Origin of the sequence: Chitinibacter sp. FCG-7, assembly GCF_040047665.1 — a bacterium.
GTDB lineage: Bacteria > Pseudomonadota > Gammaproteobacteria > Burkholderiales > Chitinibacteraceae > Chitinibacter > Chitinibacter mangrovi.
On sequence record NZ_CP157355.1, the window covers coordinates 789732 to 808769 of the forward strand.

General features: G+C 56.0%; 21 protein-coding genes, 1 tRNA gene and 1 pseudogene. 7 read left to right on the forward strand and 16 right to left on the reverse strand.

Annotation, left to right across the window (positions count from 1 at the left end):
- Positions 1 to 2 precede the first annotated feature (2 nt).
- Both ABHF33_RS03585 and panB read right to left on the reverse strand, forming a co-directional pair.
- The gene (locus ABHF33_RS03585; RefSeq protein ID WP_348945683.1) at positions 3 to 620 is read right to left on the reverse strand and encodes a transglutaminase-like domain-containing protein; all 618 of its coding nucleotides are present in this window, start codon (positions 618 to 620) and stop codon (positions 3 to 5) included.
- Complete coding sequence (gene panB / locus ABHF33_RS03590) at positions 621 to 1415, reverse strand: 3-methyl-2-oxobutanoate hydroxymethyltransferase (RefSeq protein ID WP_157314037.1); 795 nt, start codon at positions 1413 to 1415, stop codon at positions 621 to 623.
- On the opposite strand from panB, the gene ABHF33_RS03595 reads away from it, so the two are divergent.
- Positions 1414 to 1611 (forward strand): hypothetical protein, encoded by a 198-nt coding sequence (locus ABHF33_RS03595; protein ID WP_348945684.1) that lies wholly within the window; start codon positions 1414 to 1416, stop codon positions 1609 to 1611. The genes panB and ABHF33_RS03595 overlap by 2 nt on opposite strands.
- A gap of 120 nt (positions 1612 to 1731) precedes the next feature.
- Here the strand turns inward: ABHF33_RS03595 and folK are convergent, their stop codons facing one another.
- From folK to ABHF33_RS03610, 3 genes are all read right to left on the reverse strand, one after another.
- Entirely contained in the window at positions 1732 to 2214 is a 483-nt protein-coding gene (gene folK, locus ABHF33_RS03600) for a 2-amino-4-hydroxy-6-hydroxymethyldihydropteridine diphosphokinase (protein ID WP_348945685.1), read from the reverse strand.
- Complete coding sequence (gene pcnB, locus ABHF33_RS03605; protein ID WP_348945686.1) at positions 2214 to 3569, reverse strand: polynucleotide adenylyltransferase PcnB; 1356 nt, start codon at positions 3567 to 3569, stop codon at positions 2214 to 2216. Before pcnB ends, folK begins: the two co-directional genes overlap by 1 nt.
- A 132-nt stretch (positions 3570 to 3701) precedes the next feature.
- Positions 3702 to 4031 (reverse strand): ComEA family DNA-binding protein, encoded by a 330-nt coding sequence (locus ABHF33_RS03610; RefSeq protein ID WP_157314041.1) that lies wholly within the window; start codon positions 4029 to 4031, stop codon positions 3702 to 3704.
- A gap of 109 nt (positions 4032 to 4140) precedes the next feature.
- Between ABHF33_RS03610 and hpnC the strand changes: the two genes are divergently transcribed.
- Positions 4141 to 5007, forward strand: a complete 867-nt coding sequence (hpnC, locus tag ABHF33_RS03615) for a squalene synthase HpnC (protein ID WP_348945687.1) — start codon at positions 4141 to 4143, stop codon at positions 5005 to 5007.
- 1 nt (position 5008) lies between these two features.
- Positions 5009 to 5599, forward strand: a complete 591-nt coding sequence (locus tag ABHF33_RS03620) for a thermonuclease family protein (protein WP_348945688.1) — start codon at positions 5009 to 5011, stop codon at positions 5597 to 5599.
- A gap of 230 nt (positions 5600 to 5829) precedes the next feature.
- On the opposite strand, the pseudogene ABHF33_RS16915 reads toward ABHF33_RS03620, so the two are convergent.
- The 7 genes and pseudogenes from ABHF33_RS16915 to ABHF33_RS03650 all read right to left on the reverse strand — a co-directional run.
- Positions 5830 to 6003: pseudogene (locus tag ABHF33_RS16915) on the reverse strand (IS5/IS1182 family transposase); the annotation flags it as partial.
- 189 nt (positions 6004 to 6192) lie between these two features.
- Positions 6193 to 7146 (reverse strand): WD40/YVTN/BNR-like repeat-containing protein, encoded by a 954-nt coding sequence (locus ABHF33_RS03625; protein WP_348945689.1) that lies wholly within the window; start codon positions 7144 to 7146, stop codon positions 6193 to 6195.
- Between the two features lie 55 nt (positions 7147 to 7201).
- Complete coding sequence (locus tag ABHF33_RS03630) at positions 7202 to 7621, reverse strand: HNH/endonuclease VII fold toxin-2 domain-containing protein (RefSeq protein ID WP_348945690.1); 420 nt, start codon at positions 7619 to 7621, stop codon at positions 7202 to 7204.
- Between the two features lie 252 nt (positions 7622 to 7873).
- Positions 7874 to 8836, reverse strand: coding sequence for a hypothetical protein (locus ABHF33_RS03635; RefSeq protein WP_348945691.1), 963 nt, complete (start codon positions 8834 to 8836; stop codon positions 7874 to 7876).
- 304 nt (positions 8837 to 9140) lie between these two features.
- Positions 9141 to 10727: an ABC transporter ATP-binding protein gene (locus tag ABHF33_RS03640; RefSeq protein ID WP_348945692.1), complete on the reverse strand. Its 1587-nt coding sequence runs from the start codon at positions 10725 to 10727 to the stop codon at positions 9141 to 9143.
- The gene (locus ABHF33_RS03645) at positions 10724 to 11887 is read right to left on the reverse strand and encodes a GGDEF domain-containing protein (RefSeq protein WP_348945693.1); all 1164 of its coding nucleotides are present in this window, start codon (positions 11885 to 11887) and stop codon (positions 10724 to 10726) included. Before ABHF33_RS03645 ends, ABHF33_RS03640 begins: the two co-directional genes overlap by 4 nt.
- Before the next feature lie 126 nt (positions 11888 to 12013).
- Positions 12014 to 12187 carry a hypothetical protein gene (locus tag ABHF33_RS03650; RefSeq protein WP_348945694.1) on the reverse strand — a complete coding sequence of 58 codons (174 nt, stop codon included), beginning with the start codon at positions 12185 to 12187 and terminating at the stop codon, positions 12014 to 12016.
- Here ABHF33_RS03650 and ABHF33_RS03655 point away from each other — a divergent pair.
- Positions 12186 to 13235: a serine/threonine protein kinase gene (locus ABHF33_RS03655; RefSeq protein ID WP_348945695.1), complete on the forward strand. Its 1050-nt coding sequence runs from the start codon at positions 12186 to 12188 to the stop codon at positions 13233 to 13235. The genes ABHF33_RS03650 and ABHF33_RS03655 overlap by 2 nt on opposite strands.
- Before the next feature lie 313 nt (positions 13236 to 13548).
- Here ABHF33_RS03655 and ABHF33_RS03660 read toward each other — a convergent pair.
- Both ABHF33_RS03660 and phnD read right to left on the reverse strand, forming a co-directional pair.
- Positions 13549 to 13634: transfer RNA gene (locus tag ABHF33_RS03660), tRNA-Tyr, on the reverse strand.
- Positions 13635 to 13715: 81 nt separating this feature from the next.
- Positions 13716 to 14693, reverse strand: coding sequence for a phosphate/phosphite/phosphonate ABC transporter substrate-binding protein (phnD, locus tag ABHF33_RS03665; RefSeq protein ID WP_348945696.1), 978 nt, complete (start codon positions 14691 to 14693; stop codon positions 13716 to 13718).
- An 86-nt stretch (positions 14694 to 14779) separates the two neighbouring features.
- Between phnD and ABHF33_RS03670 the strand changes: the two genes are divergently transcribed.
- Positions 14780 to 14968, forward strand: coding sequence for a tautomerase family protein (locus ABHF33_RS03670; RefSeq protein ID WP_348945697.1), 189 nt, complete (start codon positions 14780 to 14782; stop codon positions 14966 to 14968).
- Between the two features lie 58 nt (positions 14969 to 15026).
- Here ABHF33_RS03670 and ABHF33_RS03675 read toward each other — a convergent pair whose 3' ends face one another.
- Positions 15027 to 16112, reverse strand: a complete 1086-nt coding sequence (locus ABHF33_RS03675) for an imelysin family protein (RefSeq protein WP_348945698.1) — start codon at positions 16110 to 16112, stop codon at positions 15027 to 15029.
- Between the two features lie 191 nt (positions 16113 to 16303).
- Here ABHF33_RS03675 and ABHF33_RS03680 point away from each other — a divergent pair, with 191 nt between their 5' ends.
- Together ABHF33_RS03680 and ABHF33_RS03685 are read left to right on the forward strand one after the other, a co-directional pair.
- Positions 16304 to 16684: a hypothetical protein gene (locus ABHF33_RS03680; RefSeq protein ID WP_348945699.1), complete on the forward strand. Its 381-nt coding sequence runs from the start codon at positions 16304 to 16306 to the stop codon at positions 16682 to 16684.
- A gap of 212 nt (positions 16685 to 16896) precedes the next feature.
- Positions 16897 to 18612, forward strand: a complete 1716-nt coding sequence (locus ABHF33_RS03685) for a proline--tRNA ligase (protein WP_348945700.1) — start codon at positions 16897 to 16899, stop codon at positions 18610 to 18612.
- A gap of 122 nt (positions 18613 to 18734) precedes the next feature.
- On the opposite strand, the gene ABHF33_RS03690 is transcribed toward ABHF33_RS03685, so the two are convergent.
- Positions 18735 to 18992 (reverse strand): TIGR03643 family protein, encoded by a 258-nt coding sequence (locus ABHF33_RS03690; RefSeq protein ID WP_348945701.1) that lies wholly within the window; start codon positions 18990 to 18992, stop codon positions 18735 to 18737.
- Positions 18993 to 19038 lie beyond the last annotated feature (46 nt).

A 19038-nucleotide genomic window follows, 5' to 3' on the forward strand; every position in this document is an offset into this window, starting at 1 on the left:
GCTCAGCGTAAAGAGGTTAAATCAGGAGGCAAAAGATCAATCGGCGCTGCCCGCCAGTGGCTGACACTGCGGCAATCGCTCAGCGCGGATAAGAGCGCTGGCCAGGGCTCGGCGTAGATGCCCTCATACAGACATTCGCCCGGATATTGCACTGGATAGGCCAAAGTTTGCTGCGGTGGCTGAAAATAGGCATGGATGCCGGGTTTCGAATTGCCACGCGCATCACAGAGATACCAGCCCAAGTCCGGCAGATACACGGCATTCAGCCCGTGCAGGCAATAGACTGGCGCGGGGCCGTCCACCGTGAGCCGCTGGTAAACAAAACCGCAGGGGATGGCATTGGCGCGCAAGAGTGCAGCCAGCAAATGGCTTTTGGCAAAGCAAAAGCCGGTTCCTACCGCCAGCGTTTGAGAGGCACTGACAGGGACTTCTTCGCGGGAAAAATCAATGCAATGCTCGATGTGATCGCGCACCCAGTTAAAACACTGCGCCGCAATGACCCGCGCATCCGCCGAGCCCGCCTGTTCACGCAGGCGCTTGGCCAGCTCTGCAATGGCCGGATTGGCAAAATCAATGGCATCGCTGGCGCGCAGGTAAGCGTCCATCGGGGATGTCTGCATTTAAAACGAATGTTCTTCGGTCGGGAAAGTCAGCGCTTTCACCGATTTGACGTAGGCCTCAACCGCAGCCTGAATGCTGCTCACGCCGCCACTCATGAAGTTTTTGACAAAGCGGGCTTTTTTGCCCGGATACACGCCGAGCATATCGTGCAGCACCAGCACCTGACCATCGACTTGCACGCCAGCACCGATACCGATGGTGGGCACATGCAAGGATTCGGTGACTTCAGCGGCCACGCTGGCGGGTACCATTTCCATCAACACCATCGCCGCACCGGCAGCTTGCAGCGCCAGCGCATCGCGCTTGAGGATTTCGGCTTCGGTTTCGGTTTTACCCTGCACCTTGTAGCCGCCGTACACATGCACTGATTGCGGCTGCAAGCCAATGTGCGCGCAGACCGGAATGCCGCGTTGCACCAGAAAATCAACGGTATCGACCATCACCGCGCCGCCTTCGATTTTGACCATCTCAGCGCCTGCCGCCATCAGCCGTGCGGCGTTTTCATAGGCCTGAACGTGCGAGGCCTGATAGCTGGCAAATGGCAGATCGGCCAGCACCAGCGCTTTTTGCGTGCCGCGCACCACCGCCTTGGTGTGGTAGACCATATCGTCCACAGTCACCGGCAGCGTCGTGCCGTGGCCTTGAATCACATTGCCGAGCGAATCGCCAACCAGCAGGATATCCACACCGGCTTCGTCCAACAGCGTGGCAAAACTGGCGTCATAACAGGTCAGCATGGCGATTTTGGCGCCATCCTGTTTCATTTTTCTCAGAGTCGAAAGTGTCGTTTTCATGATGGGTAATCAAGCCGTCGTTAAAATGCGCACTCGTGGTGCAATGCAAAAATCAAACCTTGGTGTGATGCTAAAGCACTGGATCGTTAAAATCGACTGTTTTAATCATAAAATGGCAATATTGCGCGATTTGTCAGCTGCGGCAAACCAAGCTCCTGCTCAGCAGGTGGACAAAAGGGCTCAGGCAAGGCGCTAAGCCCAAGACAGTACCCAGATACAGCACAAGTAGTGCGACCAGGCGAAGTAACGCTGCATGATGACTTTTGGTCTCTTTTGGTTTGGCACTGAGCGAAATCAGCTTGGCTCTACGCCGCCATCAGCCCTCAAGGCGATAGAGTTCCTGATCGATCACATCGGCAATAAACTGCGTTGCCGCGCCATGACCCGGAATATGAATATCGGGGGCTATCTCCAGCAAAGGCAATAGCACAAAGGCGCGCTGATGCATACGTGGATGGGGTATTTGCAACTGGGGCAGATCGATTAGCTCATTGCCGTAGAGCACCACGTCCAGATCCAGCGTGCGCGGCGCATTTTTAAAGCTACGCTCACGCCCTTGCTGCAATTCCAGCGCGAGCAAAGCGGCCAGGAGATCGGGCGCAGACAGCTCGGTTTTCACCGCGCAGACGGCATTCACAAAATCAGGCTGATCGGCGTAACCGACTGGCGCGCTGGCATAAAAAGCCGAGCTGGCCAGCAGCTGGGTGTGCGGCAACGCCGCGATCAAGCGCAGCGCGTCGCGCAGCTGCGCGCTTGGGTCGCCCAGATTGGCACCCAAGGCGATATAGGCAATGGTCATTATTCGCTTTTCGCTGCTACGGGCTTGGCGGCGGCCGGTTTGCGGGTGCGCGAGCGTTTGCGGCGTTTGGCTTTTTCCACCTCGCCGCCCTTGCCTGCGGCAATGGCTTCGCTGATCAGCACTTCGCGCGTGCTGTCATCGCAGGCCTGAAATTGGGTCCACCAATCGGCCAGCTCTTTTTCCACCAGACCACATTCGGCACGCAACAGCAGAAAATCATACGCAGCGCGAAAACGCGGCTGCTCGATCAAGCGGAAGGGCTTCTGGCCTGCACGCAGCTCAAAGCGCGGCTGCAACAGCCAGATTTCCTTCATCGCCGCGCTGTAACGATTTGGAATCGCCAGCCGTTTGGTGACTTTGGCTTCCACTTCGTTCATCGCCTCAACCAGCGCAGGCACTTTGTGCTCGCCTGCGGCGATTTTCTTCTGCCATACCGCTTCTACTTCGTGCCACAACAAGGCCGCAAACAGGAAACCTGCCGAAACGGGCTTATCTTCAGCCAAGCGCTGATCGGTATTGAGCAGCGCCTGCTTAAGAAACGTTGTGGTTTCTTTCTGGCTCATCAGTTTATCAAGCAGCGGAAACAGTGGGCGATGCAGCCCGTACACGCGCAAGGATTGCAGGCAATCCCAGGCCTTGCCCGAGAGCAAGAGCTTCATCATTTCGTCGAACAGGCGCGCCGACGGGATATTTTCCAGCAAAGCGGCGTGTTCCTTGATCGGCTTGGCGGTATCGGCGGCAATCTGCAAGCCCAGTTTGGCCGACAGGCGCGTGGCACGCAGCATGCGCACCGGGTCTTCGTGGTAACGCTTGACCGGGTCACCAATCATCACCAGTTGCAGCTTTTCCAGATCTTCCGCACCGTGATGAAAGTCGATAATTTCATCGCTATTGGGGTCGTAATACAGCGCATTCACGGTAAAGTCGCGGCGCGATGCGTCTTCTTCCAAAGTACCGTACACATTGTCGCGGATGATGCGCCCGCTGGCGTCAGTGGGTGAATCGGCGCTGCCACGGAAAGTGGTCACTTCGATAATTTCTTCGCCGCCACGATCGTAGAACGGTACGTGAACGATACGGAAACGGCGACCAATAATGCGCGAGCGGTGGAACACATGGCGCACCTGCTCGGGAGTGGCGCTGGTGGCCACGTCAAAATCCTTGGGTGATTTGCCTAGCAGCAAATCGCGCACCGCACCGCCCACGATATAGGCTTCATAGCCTGCGTCCTGCAGCCGGTCACACACTTTGAGCGCGCCCGAATGCAGTTGATCACGACGAATGCCATAGTGTTTGGCGTGCAAAATACGCTTGCCGGGGCGACGCAATACTTTGCCTATCAGTTTACGAATCATGGGTATTTATCGGTATAAACGATGCGAAACCGTGCATTATACAAGCGCAATGTGGCGGCGTATCGTTTTCACGGCAGAAAGCACGCAGAAAAAAACCCCGGACACGCCGGGGTGGACTGAAGTCGGGCAGGATTATTTTTTGGCGGCAACGCTGGCTGCAGGTTTGCTCGCTTTCGGTGCTTTGGCAGCGGCAGGCGCAGCCACTTTGCCGCCTACACTGATCTCGCTCTTGATTTTGGCAAAAGTGCCCTCCTTGATGCCTGGCACTTTCATAATGTCTTCGGCAGTTTTAAACGCGCCGTTTTTGCTGCGATAGTCGATAATGTCCTTGGCTTTTTCCGGGCCAATGCCTTTGAGCGACTCCAGCTGTTGCTGGTTGGCAGTGTTAATATCCACCACAGCCCAGGCGGACGCCATCAAGGCAAAGCTGGCTAGTACGGTAATGAGCAGTTTTTTCAACATCGTTTTCCCCTTGATTGAATTAGTAGGTACGTAATGAATTTACGTCTGCCCACTATAGCAGCCAGGCTCGATTACACCAGATTTAGTCAGTTTAAATTAAGGTATTGTCATGATCACACCAGGACAAACGGTCCAGCATTATGAAAACTTTCCGGTCGGCTCCTTCCTGCTGCCCCGCGTGTTTCGCCAGCCGATTGCCGTGGTGTATCACATTGCCCGCTATGCCGATGATCTGGCTGATGAGGGCGATGCCAGCGCCGCCGAGCGCATCGCCGCCCTGAATGAATGCAGCGCCGAGCTGGCGCGCATCGCCGCAGGCCAGACCCCGCTCACGCCGCGTTTTCAAGCGCTGGTGCCGGTGGCTGCGCGCTATCAGATTCCGCTCTCGCTGTTTGAAGACCTGTTTTCGGCCTTCCGACAGGATGTGGTGAAAACCCGTTATCAGGATTTTGGCGAAGTCATTGACTACTGTCGCCGCTCGGCCAATCCGGTGGGGCGGATTTTGCTGCATATTTTTGGCTTTTCGGACGCCAAAATGCTGGCGCAGTCGGATGGCATCTGCACCGCCTTGCAATTGGTCAATTTCTGGCAGGATGTGGCAATTGATCTGGGCAAAGACCGCATTTATCTGCCGCAGGACGAGCTGCACAAATTCGGCGTGAGCGAAGAGATGCTGTTTGCACGACAACACAACACCGCCTTTACCCGCCTGATGGCGTATCAGTGCGAGCGCACGCGCAAAATGCTGCGCGCTGGCTCACCATTAGGGCGCGCACTTCCGGGGCGGATCGGGCTGGAAATTCGCTGCATTGTCCTGGCCGCCGACCGGGTACTGAGCAAATTGAAAGCGGTTAATTACGACGTGTATACTGCGCGCCCCAGCTTGCAGACACTCGATTGGCCCGTAATTCTGTATCAGGCCATCAAGGCCGGCTGGTTTACGGCGCCAGCCCAGACCACAGGATGTTCGCACTAAAATGAAAATCACCCAAACCCAGCAACGCGCATTAATCCGTCTATTGACCGCCAGCAACTGGAAGCAGCGCCTTGGCGCACTGCTGATTGTACTGATCGGCGCCTGGGCCTGCGTACAGCAGGAAGCCGTGACGCCAGGCAAGCTAAGCGCCGGTAGCGTAATTGAAGGCAAAGTGGTGGGCGTCGCTGATGGCGACACGGTTACGGTACTTGATCAGGACAATCGGCAATACAAGCTGCGTCTGGCCTATATCGACTCGCCGGAAAAAGCCATGCCCTTTGGCCAGGCGGCCAAAAAATCACTGTCCGATCTGGTTTACGGCAGCCAGATCAGCGCCGCGATCGACGATGTAGACCGCTATGGCCGTGGCGTAGCCCGCATCAGCAAAAATGAGCAGGACATCAATTTGCAGCAGGTCAAAGCCGGTATGGCCTGGCACTACACGCATTACACCAAAACCCAAAGCCGCAGCGACTACGCTCTATACCAGGCCGCGCAAGACGCCGCCCGCAGCGAACAAACCGGCCTATGGCAAGACCAAAACCCCACCCCGCCCTGGGATTGGCGCAAAGCCAATCGCAACAATAAGTAGGGGTATATGGCCAAAGCTTAATCTCTACAATTGCTACAGCTCTATACCACCAAAAGTCCTTAATTAGCTAGCCTATTACTGGGTGATTTCCATTTCCACGCGATGACCTTGGTAAGCTTATCTTGGGCAGCTAAAGCATCGACAGACAACGACAAGGATTGAATCTCGGCACGAACTTGGGTGTGATATGGGCTTGGGGATGGATGATGCTCTTGCGGCATGTGCTCTGTTGCATATCGCTGTGGTCGGCCATTCTCACCGCTTGGATCTACAAAACATTGCATGTCCTTATCGAGCCAGATCATGAAAGAGCCACGCACCTTGAGTGCGGCACCATACTCAGACCAATTGGTCGTGCGACAGCGTTGTTTTGGTTTCTTGGTGGAAGCAGATTCAGTCGTTATGACGGAAGCTTACAGCAAATGGGGTGGGGTTTTGCAACAAAGCCCCTTGGTGGTAATGCTTGTTTATAAACGATAGGCTGAATGTTGCCTGCACGGCAGGCCGCTCGTGCGGGTGGTGGTTAATTATTTGCTACTGACTCGCTTAAGCGAGGCCTGCTTTGACGGATGATCAAGCGCACGCGCCAATTGCTAAACCAGCCGTTCCCACTTCTTTCCGTCGTAAACCGTTGCGCCATGCAAGCCAGCGAGTAGCAATTTGCCATAGCCTACGGCCAGATTGCCCGAGCAGGCAATGACGTCGCTAGGTAGATCAGATTCGATCAACTGGTCATTCTCCACTGTCCACAAACCGTAATCCGAGGTGCTCCACAGTTTGTTGTCAAACCAGACCATGTCCTTGAAAGGTAAGGTCAGATCGCCTTGGTGGATGACTTTCCAGTTATTTCCACGACCTTTGATGATGGAGCCGCTTTGCGCACCGATATAGACAAACCCATCGCCTGCACAGCAGACGCTCCATAGCCTCATATTTGTGGGCATCGGACACTGATGCCATTTTTTGCCATCAAAGCGCCAGACATCGCCCTTGCCGCCGACGCAGTAGATATCTTCTTCGCTAAAGGCAGAAATGCCATTAAAGCCACCATCACTGCTGCCATTTTTACTGGTTGGGTGAGGCATGCTACGCCGATCATGGATGGCAAGCCATTGGTTAGCGTCGACCCGCTTGGCGACATGCCGCCAGCCTCCTGCAACATACAGATAGCCATTGATCGAGGTGCAGGCAGAAGCTGTACCGAAAATCGGTTGCTGTTCATCGCCGCCGGGAATGTAGTCTTGCATAGCGGATTCGCCGCTACCCAGAACAGCAACAGCGCCGCTGAGCCCGACCATCACCGCTTGCTCTTTAGGGGAGGAAGCAATGACTAGATGAGGATTTTCAAAACCACGATATTCATGCCAAGAAATAACCGGTTGGCCTTCGTAGTCTGGAAAGTAGCCAACAATTCGCTTATTTGGCTCACGATCATTATTATTTTTAGTTGTTTCTACCAAAATAAAACAATAGCCCGATGATCTGAGCGCGCAGTCGTAAATAAAAAAACCATCAAATGCTTCTGAGTATGTGTCTGCTAATGACATGGATTGCCTCCGAAATTAAGGCATGGAATTGCCTGATTGTTTGCCTGCATCTCCTTCATCCCCCCGGATGGCTCTTTGGTGTGCAATCAAGATCTTTATAAAACTCATTGAGCTGGGCGCGAATGCATTTGGGGTCACAGCCTGCGGTTGGAAAAGTTTGCTCTACCGACTTTGTCGCTTCATCGATAGCTTGCTTCTTGGTGATTGGAGTGTTGTAAGGGATTTTATTCCCTGCTGCGTCTTCTAATTTTCCTAAATTGTCCCGCATATTGCGGTGAATCATGCCGTGCGAGCCATTCGAACTGTATGCGCCTTCAACGCAAATTGTCGGGGCTTTACTGGCTTTATATTCCGATTTCGAGCAATCACTAAACATGGCGCTGGATAATAGATGGTGACCTGTTTGACCGGGGCAGCAGCCCTTGCCTTCTTTTGTTTTATCCGTACTGCTTGTATTTTCGAATTGCACTAGCATGCAGCGTCGTGCATTGGTGCAGGGGTTGGCTACGGATGCGCCATGCATCATATCGGCAACGAGCGAGCTTTTAGTTTGAAGCAAGAGTTGGTAGCACGCAGTTCAGCCAAGATTCCAGTGCGCACAGAGCAAAGAAATATCTAAGCCGCTCGGGCTGCAGGCGTGGCGACAGCGCTGACTTGTCGTTCAACGTCCAGTAAAACGCGGCATCGCCGGCATGGCGCTGAATCAGAGGGGTAATGGTCGCGAGCATCAGAGATACGGTGCCACAATAGTTCTCCAGGTCTTGCCATCGAAGATCATCACGTATTCCTGATTGGCGATGGCCAGAATTCCGTCTCGGGCATCCATGTGGCCGTTCATGAATACCGGCTTGCCCGCGTGCTCGACGGGTGTCAGACGCTGGCCATCCCAAGTGCAGAACTGGTAATCCGAAGCCAGCCAGAGCTGGCCATCAAACCACAGTACATCATTCCACAGGATGCTGGAGCCCCCCTGATAGACGCGAGTCCAGCTGGATTTCTGCCCCACCCACAGGCTGCCACCTTCGCCGCTGATGTACACCTGACCGTCGCCAGCGCAGGTGACTGTGCCCAACTGCACGTTGCTCGGGAAGCTCATTTGCTGCCAATGTTCGCCATCAAAGTGCCACACATCACCGTGGCCGCCGACGGCGTACATGTCCGAATCGCTGAAGGCATCCATGTCCTCGAAACCCTGCTCGGTGGTGGCATCGCCTGCTGGGAAACCCTTATCCAGCTTCATCCATTTGCCAATATCCGTACGTTTGTAGATCGCCCGGCCTTGCCCCACCGAATACGCATAACCGCCAAGCGTCTTGACCCGCCAAGTCATTGGCACTTTGCCGAGGTCGATGAATTCGTCCTTCGATTGCCCGCCGCCCACTGGATAGACCTGACCATCGTTGTTGCGCGCAACCAGCAAGCCCTGGGGCTTGGGCAGTAGCGAGACGCCAATCCGGGGTTTGTTGTAACCCTCGAAAATCAGGCTTCCGAGTGGATCATCCGGTTTGTGAAGACGTATAAGGCAGAAGGTGGTTCTAATGTCGTGATCCCACATACCAGATGCTTTTTCGTGTGGTATGTCCTCGCGCAGGCAAAGATAGAGCAGGTTTTGATCACGCACGGCAACGTCAGTAATCAGCCAGCCAGCGAAATTCTTTTTCCATATTGTTTGATTGATGTGATTCATCATGGCTCCTATTAATCATCCATCGTGCCAGTACCTGGTTTCGGCGGATTTCCGAACTTGTCGATCGCCTTCGGCCGCGCATTGGGGCACTTCTCTGACCAAGTGATTGATGACCATACAAACAGAATTACACGGGTATTACCACAAAGATATTAATTAGCATGACTTACATGGCAATACCCCATAAAAACTCTTGGAGAATACCCATATATACGATTACGCTGCGCTAATCGTATATAGCTGCGGTTTTATGACTACTCGACACTCAACAGCTGCTCCATCGTTTTAGACCTCGTGTTTGAAGGCCTTAAAACATTGCGCTAAGCAATTGGCGGGTGTAGTCGCTGCGTGGCTGGGTAAATAGCGGCTCGACGTCGGCTGCTTCCTGCACAATCCCGGCTTTGAGTACCAGCACGCGGTGCGCCAGCGCGCGAACCACCGCCATATCGTGGCTGACCAGCACATAGCTCAGGCCATGCAGGCGCTGCAAATCGGCCAGCAATTGCAGCACCTGCAATTGCACGGTGGCGTCCAGCGCCGAGGTGGGTTCGTCCAGAATCAGAATGCGCGGTTTTAAAATCAGCGCGCGGGCAATGGCGATGCGCTGGCGCTGGCCGCCGGAAAACTCGTGCGGATAACGCGACATCAGCGCCGAATCCAGGCCAACTTCCTGTAATACCTGCGCCACCCGGTCGGCGCGCTCGGCCGCTGTGGCGGCTGGCTCGTGGACTAGCAGCGCTTCGGCCACAATCTCACCGACATTCATGCGTGGCGACAAGGCAGCAAACGGGTCCTGAAACACCATCTGGATATCGCGCCGCGCCGCTCGCAAAGCCGCGCCGCTCAAGGCGCTAAAATCACGCCCGGCCACGGTCAGCGTGCCGCCACCCCGCCCCGCTTGCAGTAAACGCAGCAAAGACAGCGCCAAAGTGGTTTTACCGCTGCCCGATTCGCCGACAATCGCCAGCGTTTCGCCGGCCTGCAAAGTCAAATCCAGCGGTGCGAGAATGGTTTGCCAGTGTTGCCGCCAAAATTGCCAGGCTGGCGCGTCCTGCCGATAAGCGTGGCTTAATTGACGCGCGCTCAGGCAGGGCTCGGCCCGGGATGGAGAAGCGGGCATGGCAATCCGCTGCGGACGCGCCGCGAGCAATTGCTGCGTATACGGGTGGCTAGGCGCGGCAAATAGCTCGGCCACTGGCGCGGTTTCCACCACTCGCCCGTGCCGCATCACCGCCACCCGGTCGGCAAAGCGACGTACCAGATTCAGATCGTGCGAAATCAGCAATACCGCCATGCCGCGTTCGCGCTGAATATCGGCCAGCAGCGTCAGAATCTGCGCCTGCACGGTGACATCCAGCGCGGTTGTGGGTTCGTCGGCGATCAGTAATTCGGGCTCGCCCGCCAGCGCCATCGCAATCATCACCCGCTGGCGTTGCCCGCCCGACAGCTGATGCGGATAGCGCCGCAATTTTTGCTCGGCGTCGCTAATACCCGTACGGTGTAATAGCTCCAGCACCCGCTGGCGCTGCGCTTTGGGGCTATACCCCCCATGCAGGTGCAATACTTCGGCAATTTGCTGGCCAATGGTTTGCAGCGGATTAAGTGCCGTCATCGGCTCCTGAAAAATCATCGCGATCCGCCGCCCGCGAATGGTGCGCAATTGCACCGGGCTCGCATCCAGCAAGGAAATACCGTCAAAGATCATGCGCCCGCTGGCGCAGACATCGCTATCGAGCCGCAGGATAGCGCGCGCCAGCACGCTTTTGCCCGAGCCCGATTCGCCCACCAGCGCCAGCTTTTCGCCGGCATTCAGGCTTAATGCCAGCTCGCTCACCACCGCGCGGGCCTGAGCGCCAAAGCGCAAACTCAGTTGTTCGATCTGCAATAAGCTCATTGTTGTTCCTGGGGCGTATTTTTTGCTTGCACCAAATCGGCGATCACATAGCGGTTGCGGCCGCCGCTTTTGGCCTGATACATCGCATCATCGGCGGCCTGCAGCCAGCTGGCTGGCGAGCGCAACTCGGGCAGCCACGGCGCAATGCCCACGCTGCCGCCCAGAGGCAGGCGCTGCTCCTGATACCACACCGGCTCGGCGAGGCGCGCCAGTATTTTGTCGGCCACCACGCGGATTTGCTCGGGGCCAGTGAGGCCCCGCACCAGAATCACAAATTCGTCGCCACCAAGCCGACAGACCAGATCACCACGGCGCACCAGCGCCTTAAAGCGCTGGGCGATTTCGATCAGTAGCGCATCGCCCGCCGCGTGGCCGTATTCGTCATTCACCGTTTTGAAAAAATCCAGATCAATCAGAAACACCACGCTGTGAATGGCTTCGGTATGCGGATTTTTCAGCAAGCGGCGCAGCTGGTTGATCAGGCACAAACGATTGGCCAGCCCGGTGAGCGGGTCTTCCAGCGCCAGCTTGCGCATTTTCTGGTTACGCTCGGCCATTTTCTCGGTGTTTTCAGCCACGCGCTGGCGCATGGCGCGCAAGCGCCGCTGGCTGTGCAGCGCACGTAGCAGCTTGTAAACGCCCAAAGCGCTGATCAGCAGCAGCACTAGCAAAGCGCCCACACTGGCCAGCACATCCGCAGTCAGCACCACCAGCGAAGCAAGCGCAAAGTTATATAAAATGGCCAGCACATACGCGCGCAGCGGCAGGCACGCCAACAATAGCAGCACCGGCTGCAGCAAAAATGGCAACACCAGCACAGAAGGGACAGATGAGAAATTCAGCGCCCACACGCCCACCAGCACAGGCGGCAGCAGCGTTGCACAGTAATTGAACAGCACCGCCAGCGCTGGGCTGGCGTGGCGCAAGCGATGAGCAAAAAACACAAACACCGCAGCCAGCGGCAAAGGCAAGCCAAAGCTCAGCCAGGCCGGCGCAGCGACCAGCGCCAATAGCGCGCAGCCCAGCAGCGACAATGAGCCCAGCACCAGCGCCAGATGGCTTTGCTGCCTGCGGCGATCCTGCAGCTCAGAATGACGCTGCAGGCCCAGCTCGGGCAGCAGCGAGACCGATAATTCCGTAGCGGGTTCAGACGATTGCATTATTGAAATACCCTTCTGGCTCAGGACAAAGACGGGTCAGGCGATCAGTAGCGATCTAGCATATTCACGCAAGACCTGCGCCGCAGAGCAGCAAGACGAAGCGATCAAGCGTGAGCGATTTTACCTTTAGCCCATCCAGATTATCGGCCATCCCGTACCCGTGGCGCAAAGCCTTGCACCGAATTGGGGCTTTTTTACCCGCACGAGGGTGATCGGGATAATTTTTTCTGCCGAATTAGCAATGGTCAAAGCGGCGGCTTTGCCGTATGGTCTGGCGATTACCTGACCGATCACGACCATGACTAGCCCAGCAACTCTCCCGCCCTACGCCGAACTCAATCCCGATCTAATTCTGAACGCCATTGAAGGGCTGGGCCTGCGTACATCCGGCCACCTGCTGGCGCTCAATAGCTATGAAAACCGCGTCTACCAGATCGGCCTAGAAGAAGACAATCCTTGGGGTCGCTATATCGTTGCCAAATTCTATCGCCCTGAGCGCTGGAGCAATGCGCAAATTCTGGAAGAACACGCCTTCAGCACCGAGCTAGCGGGGTATGAGATTCCAGTCGTTGCTCCCATTGAGCTACAGGGCAATACCCTGCATATTGCTCACCATCCGGAGCAAGATCAGCAGCAAGGCTTTCGCTTCGCCATTTTTCCGCGCCGGGGCGGCCGCTCGCCCGAGCTGGATCAGCGCGAAACGCGCGAGTGGATAGGCCGTTTTCTGGGGCGCATCCATGCGGTCGGCCAGAAACAGCCGTTTACCGAGCGCCCTGCTCTGCAGCCGGACAATTTTGGCCGTGAATCGGTGGCGTATTTGCTCGCCAGCGACTTTATCCCGCCCGATTTGCGCGCAGCGTATCAGAGCGTGAGCACACAGGCGCTCGATGCCATTGACGCCTGCTACCAGCGCGCTGGTCGCGTGGCGACGCTGCGCCTGCACGGCGACTGCCACGCCAGCAATATTCTATGGACCGACGCCGGGCCGCACTTTGTTGATTTTGACGACGCGCGCAATAGCCCGGCAATTCAGGATTTGTGGATGTTGCTGTCGGGCGAGCGGCACGAACAGCAGGCGCAGCTTAATGATATTTTGTTTGGCTACGAAGACTTTGCCGATTTCGACCCCGCCGAGCTGCACCTGCTCGAAGCCTTGCGAACGCTGCGGCTGTTGCATTACAGCGCCTGGCTCGCGCGCCGCTGGCACGACCCCGCCTTCCCCGCCGCTTTCCCGTGGTTTGATTCACCCATCTACTGGCAAAACCGCATTCTGGAATTACGCGAACAAATCGCCCTGATGTCCGAAGCCCCGCTACGCGGCAACTCGGATAATTTTGGCAATTGCTAGGCCAGCCATCTAGGTCGGATGAGCGCCTTGCCAGGTGCGTTATCCGACCAGTCGCGTGCTACTTCGTCGGATAAGGCTTCGCCGTACCGACGTAGCTTGCAGGGAAGCCCCACCACAGCATAAGGACAATCGAGCGCAGCGAGGCCCCCTCTCAAGGAGAGGGCGGGGGGTGTGGGAATAAAACATGAGTGCCGAGTGGTGCTCACAATGCTAACTAGGGCTTGGCTCTGCCAAGACCTGCTATCGTCGAGCTTCGCTTCCTCGGCACGCACGAAAAAGCCCCAGTCTTGCGACTGGGGCTTTTTCTTCATACTGGTGGGGGGAGAAGGATTCGAACCTTCGAAGGCTGAGCCGCCGGATTTACAGTCCGGACCCGTTGACCGCTGGGGTAATCCCCCCTCAAGGCTGCGCATGTTACGGGATGCGCTTTTGTGCGTCAAGCCCCCGTTGCATTTTTTTATAAAAAATTCTCGCGACCTTTTATTTAGCGCCGCCGAGCAAGGCGATCAGGGCGTCAAAACGCTGATAGTAGGATTTCTCCTGCGCCACTTTGGCCTCGGCGGTGAGCTTGGTATTAAAGGTGAGCCGGAACAGATCGTGAAATAGCTGCAGATCGGTCACCTGGCGCAGGCTGCGATTATCGGCTTTCACAAAACCCGCCAGCTGATCGGCATAGTAAAGCCTTTGTTTGGCCAGCGCCGTATTGCTGCCAGTGCGGCCATAATTGGTAAAAAACTGGCTGATCGCCGCTTTTTGCGCCGCTGGCAAATCGCTGCGCATCACCAGCGGGTCAAATGCAAAACGCGGTGACTCCCACACCACGCGCATTTGCGAAAAATCGCGCGGGAATTTTTCTTTCAGCTGCTCCAGATCAAAGGTATTGCTCACCGCCACATCCACCTGCCCTTGCGCCAGCGCAACAAACGCGCCTTCGGTACCCAGCTGTAGATTCTGTTTGAAATACTGTTCGGGCAGCACATTGCGCTTGAAAAACAGATGGTAATGCGGAATCAGATATTCGGCCGTCGTTCCCGGCTTGCCACCCGCGTAGCGCAATTGCTTGGGACGATTGAGCAAATCGTCGGCGTTTTTAATCGGGCTGTTTTTCTTGACCAGCATCACGCTGCGGTAATCGTTGATATTGCCCGTTTGCGACAGGCGGGCAAACACTTCGCCTTTGGCGTTTTCCACCAGATCCAGCGCCAGCTTATTGTCCACCCGCGCGATCTGGATTTGCCCTTTTTGCATGCGGCGCAGCAGCTCATCACGATCACTGAGCACCTGGCCGCGCACTTTCTGCCCGGTGGCCAGCGCCAGATCATCCAGAATCGGCTGCCAGTCCTCCAGCGTCTGATCGGCATTGCGTGAAACCAGCAAACCGACATTCAGATCAGCAAAAGCCGGTTTCACTAGCAATACCAGCAGCACAAAAAACAGGGGTGAAAATCGGTGTAACATCGGCAAAATCCAGTCAGGCTAAAACTAAGCCTGCATCATAGTTTGCTGATGTGACCGTTTTGTTAAAACTTTGTAAGGAAAAGCAGATGCCGTATATCCATGTCCGCCTCGCAGGCGAGCTGACCCGCGAGCAAAAAAAGCAGATCGTTGAAGAAATGACCAGCACGATGGAGCGCATCGCGGGCAAGCCGCGTGAGTATGTGATTGTGAACTTTGACGAAACGCGTGAGGAAAACTGGGGCTGGGGCGGGCAATTGCTCGATGAGCTGGAATAAGGCCACCTGGCCTGCGACGATTCAAACATCACAGGCCGGCGACCAAGGCAAGTACAGACTAGCGCTTTACCTTGCCAATTTTGATGCTCATCGCGGGCGCGAGGTCTTTTTCCAGGACGTCGGCCAGCCGGTTGGCGGCGGCGACGATTTGCCGCGCCTGAGCATTGGTCAGCGCCTTATCGTTTGCTGGCAAGGCAGCTTCCAGCGCCTTGAGCGCGTTGTCGATCAGCGTCCAGCGCGGCTGATCTTCGCGGCTCAGCATAAAATCATCAAGCCCGATGGCGCGCGGCTCGCCGGTCAGCAAAGCGCGCAAACCCGCCACATTGGCCTTGAGCGCGGGCACCGTTGCGCCTGCGCGCTGATCAAGCCATTGCGGCTGGTGCAAGCCGACTTTGTGCTCCAGATCGCGCGCGCCTTCGATCATGCGGTTGAATAATTGCGTCTGGTAGGTGCGCGGATAGCTCATATCGTAAGCCACGCCACGGCTGAGCCCCTGCCAGGCCCGGCGCAAGATTTCGGCCTGATAGGACACCACCTGCGTTTGCCAGACCAGATAGCTGCACGCCGCGGCCGGGCGCAAGCGCTCGATACTCTGGGCAGGTTTATCGGTGTAGAGCAATGACTCTATGGCTTTGAAGCCGATACCCCATGCGGGCAGTTTGGTCGCTTCAAATGCAGCCTGCCCATCAACCATGTCCTTGCTGGTTTGCTGCGGGATTAAGGTCAGAATCTGCGCGGGCGACTGCGCCTGCCCTTCCATCACGCGCCCGACTTCGGGCTCGGCACTCGGGCCCAGCGGGGCAATTTCAATGGTGCGCCACGCCAGCAGCGTATTGACGTACTGCGCCTGCATCGCCGCAAAAGTGCCGCTGGCGGGCGCAGCACAGAAAGCCCGGCTGGCCGTCGACAATGCCGCGCTGGCCTGCGCCAGCTGCTGATGCGCGGGCAATAAAATATCGTTCAGCTGCGAGCGGGTAAAATCCATCGCGGAAATCCGCTTCACGGCCTCAACGGCCGAAGCGTCAGACGCATCCGCGCCGCCATCGGCCTGCGCCGTCATTGTCACACTGCCTACCAGCAAGGCCGCAGCGAGCGGCCCCACGGTCAATGGCTTACACATCCACTTATTCATCCACTTGCTCATTGCTATCGTCTCCATTTTTATGCGGTATTGATAACACGATGGCCGCAAAACAGGAAGCCGCTTGTACGCCGCCCATCCCGCTAGGCCACAAAAACGCCGGAGAAAAGCGCGCCTGCGCCGCTTACAGGCTTGCTTTATATGCACTTTCCCGTAACATTGCCCGCCATTGAAACTGCATTTGGAATACTGCAATGGCTTTTTACTTCCGTCCGGATGATGTCCCAGAACTAGCGGGTTTAAGCAGCTGGGAACAGCGCGTACTGATGCGCGGCACTTTCCTGCGCGAGCGGGCCATTTCCACCGTGGTTTTGCTACTGGCCGTGCTGGGCAGCGTGCAATTTGTGATCAATCCGCTAATTGAAAAGTTTCTACCCACCGTGCGCACCGACAATATGGCTTACGCCGCCATTCTGGTCGTTTGGCTGCTACTGCTGATGAAAGCGCGCGACATTATTCTGATGAACCAGCTGCGCCCGAAATTTGCCGCCAAACGCGCCGAGCAAAAAGCTGCTGAAATCGCCAAACTCGAAGCCGAGCGCGCCGCGCAAGCCGAACAAGCCGCAGCTGAATAATCAAGGCAAATCGGCTAAAATAGCCCTACTTTTTTTGGGGCGTAGAGATAACTCACAATCTAGCGAGCAAGAGCGATGCAAGGCAAAAATGGCTGAAAAAGCGGAATTTACACCTTGTAAATGAGCATTTTGAAGACGTTTTTAACGCCGCATCGACGCAGCGCAGCAGTTTGTGAGTTAACTCTAAGCCCAACCACTCTGGATCACGCACCATGCGCACCTCGCAATTATTCATTTCTACTCTAAAAGAAGCGCCTTCCGAGGCCGAACTGCTGTCGCACAAGCTGATGCTGCGCGCTGGCCTGATTAAACGCCTGGGCTCAGGCCTTTACACATGGATGCCGCTGGGCTTGCGTATTTTGCGCAAAGTTGAAGCCGTGGTGCGCGAAGAAATGAATCGCGCGGGTGCGCAAGAATTGCTGATGCCAGCGGTGCAACCGGCCGAGCTGTGGCAGGAAACCGGCCGTTGGGATGTATTTGGCCCACAAATGCTGAAAATCACCGACCGCCACGAGCGCAGCTTCTGCTTTGGCCCGACACACGAAGAAGTCATCACCGACATCGCGCGCTCCGAAATCAAGAGCTACAAGCAGCTGCCAGTGAATTTCTACCAAGTTCAAACCAAATTCCGCGACGAAATCCGCCCGCGTTTTGGCGTGATGCGCGCGCGCGAATTTATGATGAAAGACGCGTACTCATTCCACGCTGACCTCGATTCATTGAAAGCGACTTACGACGTGATGTACGGCGCGTATTCGAATGTATTTAGCCGTCTTGGCTTGAAATTCCGTGCCGTTGCGGCCGATACCGGCGCAATTGGCGGCGATGGCTCGCATGAATTCCATGTGCTCGCTGATGCTGGTGAAGACCTGCTCGCCTACTGCCCAACGTCGGACTACGCTGCCAACGTTGAACTGGCTGAGGCCTTCGCTCCCGCGCAACCTCGCGCCGCCGCGACACAAGCGATGAGCGATGTTGATACGCCAAAGCAAACCACCTGCGAAGACGTTGCCGCGCTGATGGGCATCGGCATCGACCGGACGGTGAAAGCGATTGCGCTGGTCACGACTGCGGGTGAATTTGTGCTGGCGCTGTTGCGCGGCGACCATAATCTCAATGAAGTGAAAATCGGCAAAGTGGAAGGTATGGCCGATTTCCGCTTTGCAACGGATGAAGAAATCCGCGCCAATCTGAACTGCCCACCCGGCTTTATCGGCCCAGTTGGGATTAACGCGAACATCCGCGTGATTGCGGATCGTACTGTCGCGGCGATGAGCGATTTTGTGTGCGGCGCGAACAAGCCGAAATTCCACTTGTCTGGCGTGAACTTTGGCCGTGACCTGCCAGAGCCAAATGTGGTCGCTGACATCCGCAATGTGGTGAATGGCGATGCGTGCCCGGATGGCAAAGGCGGTGTTTTGGAATTGTGCCGTGGTATCGAAGTCGGCCATATTTTCCAATTGCGCACTAAATATTCCGAAGCGATGAACGCGACTTTCCTGAACGAGCAAAACACGCTGACACCAATGGAAATGGGCTGCTACGGCATCGGCGTATCGCGCATTGTTGGTGCAGCCATCGAGCAAAACCACGATGCACGCGGCATTATCTGGCCAGCAGCGATGGCACCATTTGCCGTCGCCATCGTCGCGGTTGGCTACCACAAATCGGAAGCCGTCAAAGCCGCAGCCGATCAGATGTACGCCGACTTTACGGCTGCCGGTATCGACGTGTTGCTCGACGACCGTAACGAGCGCCCGGGCTCGATGTTTGCCGATATGGAATTGATCGGTATCCCGCATCGCGTCACGATTGGTGACAAAGCGCTGGCGAATAATGAAGTTGAATATGTCGCACGTCGCGCCGGTGAAATGCAGAAAGTGGCGATTGGCGAAGCACTCAGCTTTATCCGCGCAAAAATTGCATAAGATAATTGCATAAGCTCGCTTAACTGAGCAGATCAACAAGGGGGTATTTACCTGCAAGCCATATCTAGAAATGGCCACCGGTAAATACCCCCTATTTCATTCTGCGATGATCTGCGTAAAGATCAGCGCGGCTTGTATTGCCCCGGTGCATAGGCGCGGCTGATGTCGGGTGAGCGCAGCGCCAGATGTTTGCTGGTTCGCCCGCTTGTTCGCTCGCGCCACAGGCGGAAACTGCCCGCCTTTAGCTCGGCGCGCATCAGACGAATCAGCTGATGCTGGTTTAAGCCATACAAGCGCTCAATCGCCTCAAATGAGGTGCGATCTTCCCACGCCATCTCGATAATCCGTGACAAATCACTGGGGCTAAAGCGGTGCACCATTGCGGCAACTCCAAATAAAGTGAACCTGATTTTGCCCAAGCGAGCG

Bases quoted from the DNA above. Each gene is read 5' to 3' on its own strand.
- ABHF33_RS03595 (WP_348945684.1), top strand. From the start codon at position 1,414: ATGATGGGTAATCAAGCCGTCGTTAAAATGCGCACTCGTGGTGCAATG.
- ABHF33_RS03640 (WP_348945692.1), bottom strand. From the start codon at position 10,727: ATGAGCTTATTGCAGATCGAACAACTGAGTTTGCGCTTTGGCGCTCAG.
- ABHF33_RS03645 (WP_348945693.1), bottom strand. From the start codon at position 11,887: ATGCAATCGTCTGAACCCGCTACGGAATTATCGGTCTCGCTGCTGCCC.
- ABHF33_RS03685 (WP_348945700.1), top strand. From the start codon at position 16,897: ATGCGCACCTCGCAATTATTCATTTCTACTCTAAAAGAAGCGCCTTCC.
- ABHF33_RS03690 (WP_348945701.1), bottom strand. From the start codon at position 18,992: ATGGTGCACCGCTTTAGCCCCAGTGATTTGTCACGGATTATCGAGATG.
- pcnB (WP_348945686.1), bottom strand. From the start codon at position 3,569: ATGATTCGTAAACTGATAGGCAAAGTATTGCGTCGCCCCGGCAAGCGT.
- ABHF33_RS03655 (WP_348945695.1), top strand. From the start codon at position 12,186: ATGACTAGCCCAGCAACTCTCCCGCCCTACGCCGAACTCAATCCCGAT.
- phnD (WP_348945696.1), bottom strand. From the start codon at position 14,693: ATGTTACACCGATTTTCACCCCTGTTTTTTGTGCTGCTGGTATTGCTA.
- ABHF33_RS03675 (WP_348945698.1), bottom strand. From the start codon at position 16,112: ATGAGCAAGTGGATGAATAAGTGGATGTGTAAGCCATTGACCGTGGGG.
- ABHF33_RS03635 (WP_348945691.1), bottom strand. From the start codon at position 8,836: ATGATGAATCACATCAATCAAACAATATGGAAAAAGAATTTCGCTGGC.
- ABHF33_RS03610 (WP_157314041.1), bottom strand. From the start codon at position 4,031: ATGTTGAAAAAACTGCTCATTACCGTACTAGCCAGCTTTGCCTTGATG.
- ABHF33_RS03680 (WP_348945699.1), top strand. From the start codon at position 16,304: ATGGCTTTTTACTTCCGTCCGGATGATGTCCCAGAACTAGCGGGTTTA.
- folK (WP_348945685.1), bottom strand. From the start codon at position 2,214: ATGACCATTGCCTATATCGCCTTGGGTGCCAATCTGGGCGACCCAAGC.
- ABHF33_RS03630 (WP_348945690.1), bottom strand. From the start codon at position 7,621: ATGCTAGTGCAATTCGAAAATACAAGCAGTACGGATAAAACAAAAGAA.
- ABHF33_RS03670 (WP_348945697.1), top strand. From the start codon at position 14,780: ATGCCGTATATCCATGTCCGCCTCGCAGGCGAGCTGACCCGCGAGCAA.
- hpnC (WP_348945687.1), top strand. From the start codon at position 4,141: ATGATCACACCAGGACAAACGGTCCAGCATTATGAAAACTTTCCGGTC.
- panB (WP_157314037.1), bottom strand. From the start codon at position 1,415: ATGAAAACGACACTTTCGACTCTGAGAAAAATGAAACAGGATGGCGCC.
- ABHF33_RS03625 (WP_348945689.1), bottom strand. From the start codon at position 7,146: ATGTCATTAGCAGACACATACTCAGAAGCATTTGATGGTTTTTTTATT.
- ABHF33_RS03650 (WP_348945694.1), bottom strand. From the start codon at position 12,187: ATGGTCGTGATCGGTCAGGTAATCGCCAGACCATACGGCAAAGCCGCC.
- ABHF33_RS03585 (WP_348945683.1), bottom strand. From the start codon at position 620: ATGCAGACATCCCCGATGGACGCTTACCTGCGCGCCAGCGATGCCATT.
- ABHF33_RS03620 (WP_348945688.1), top strand. From the start codon at position 5,009: ATGAAAATCACCCAAACCCAGCAACGCGCATTAATCCGTCTATTGACC.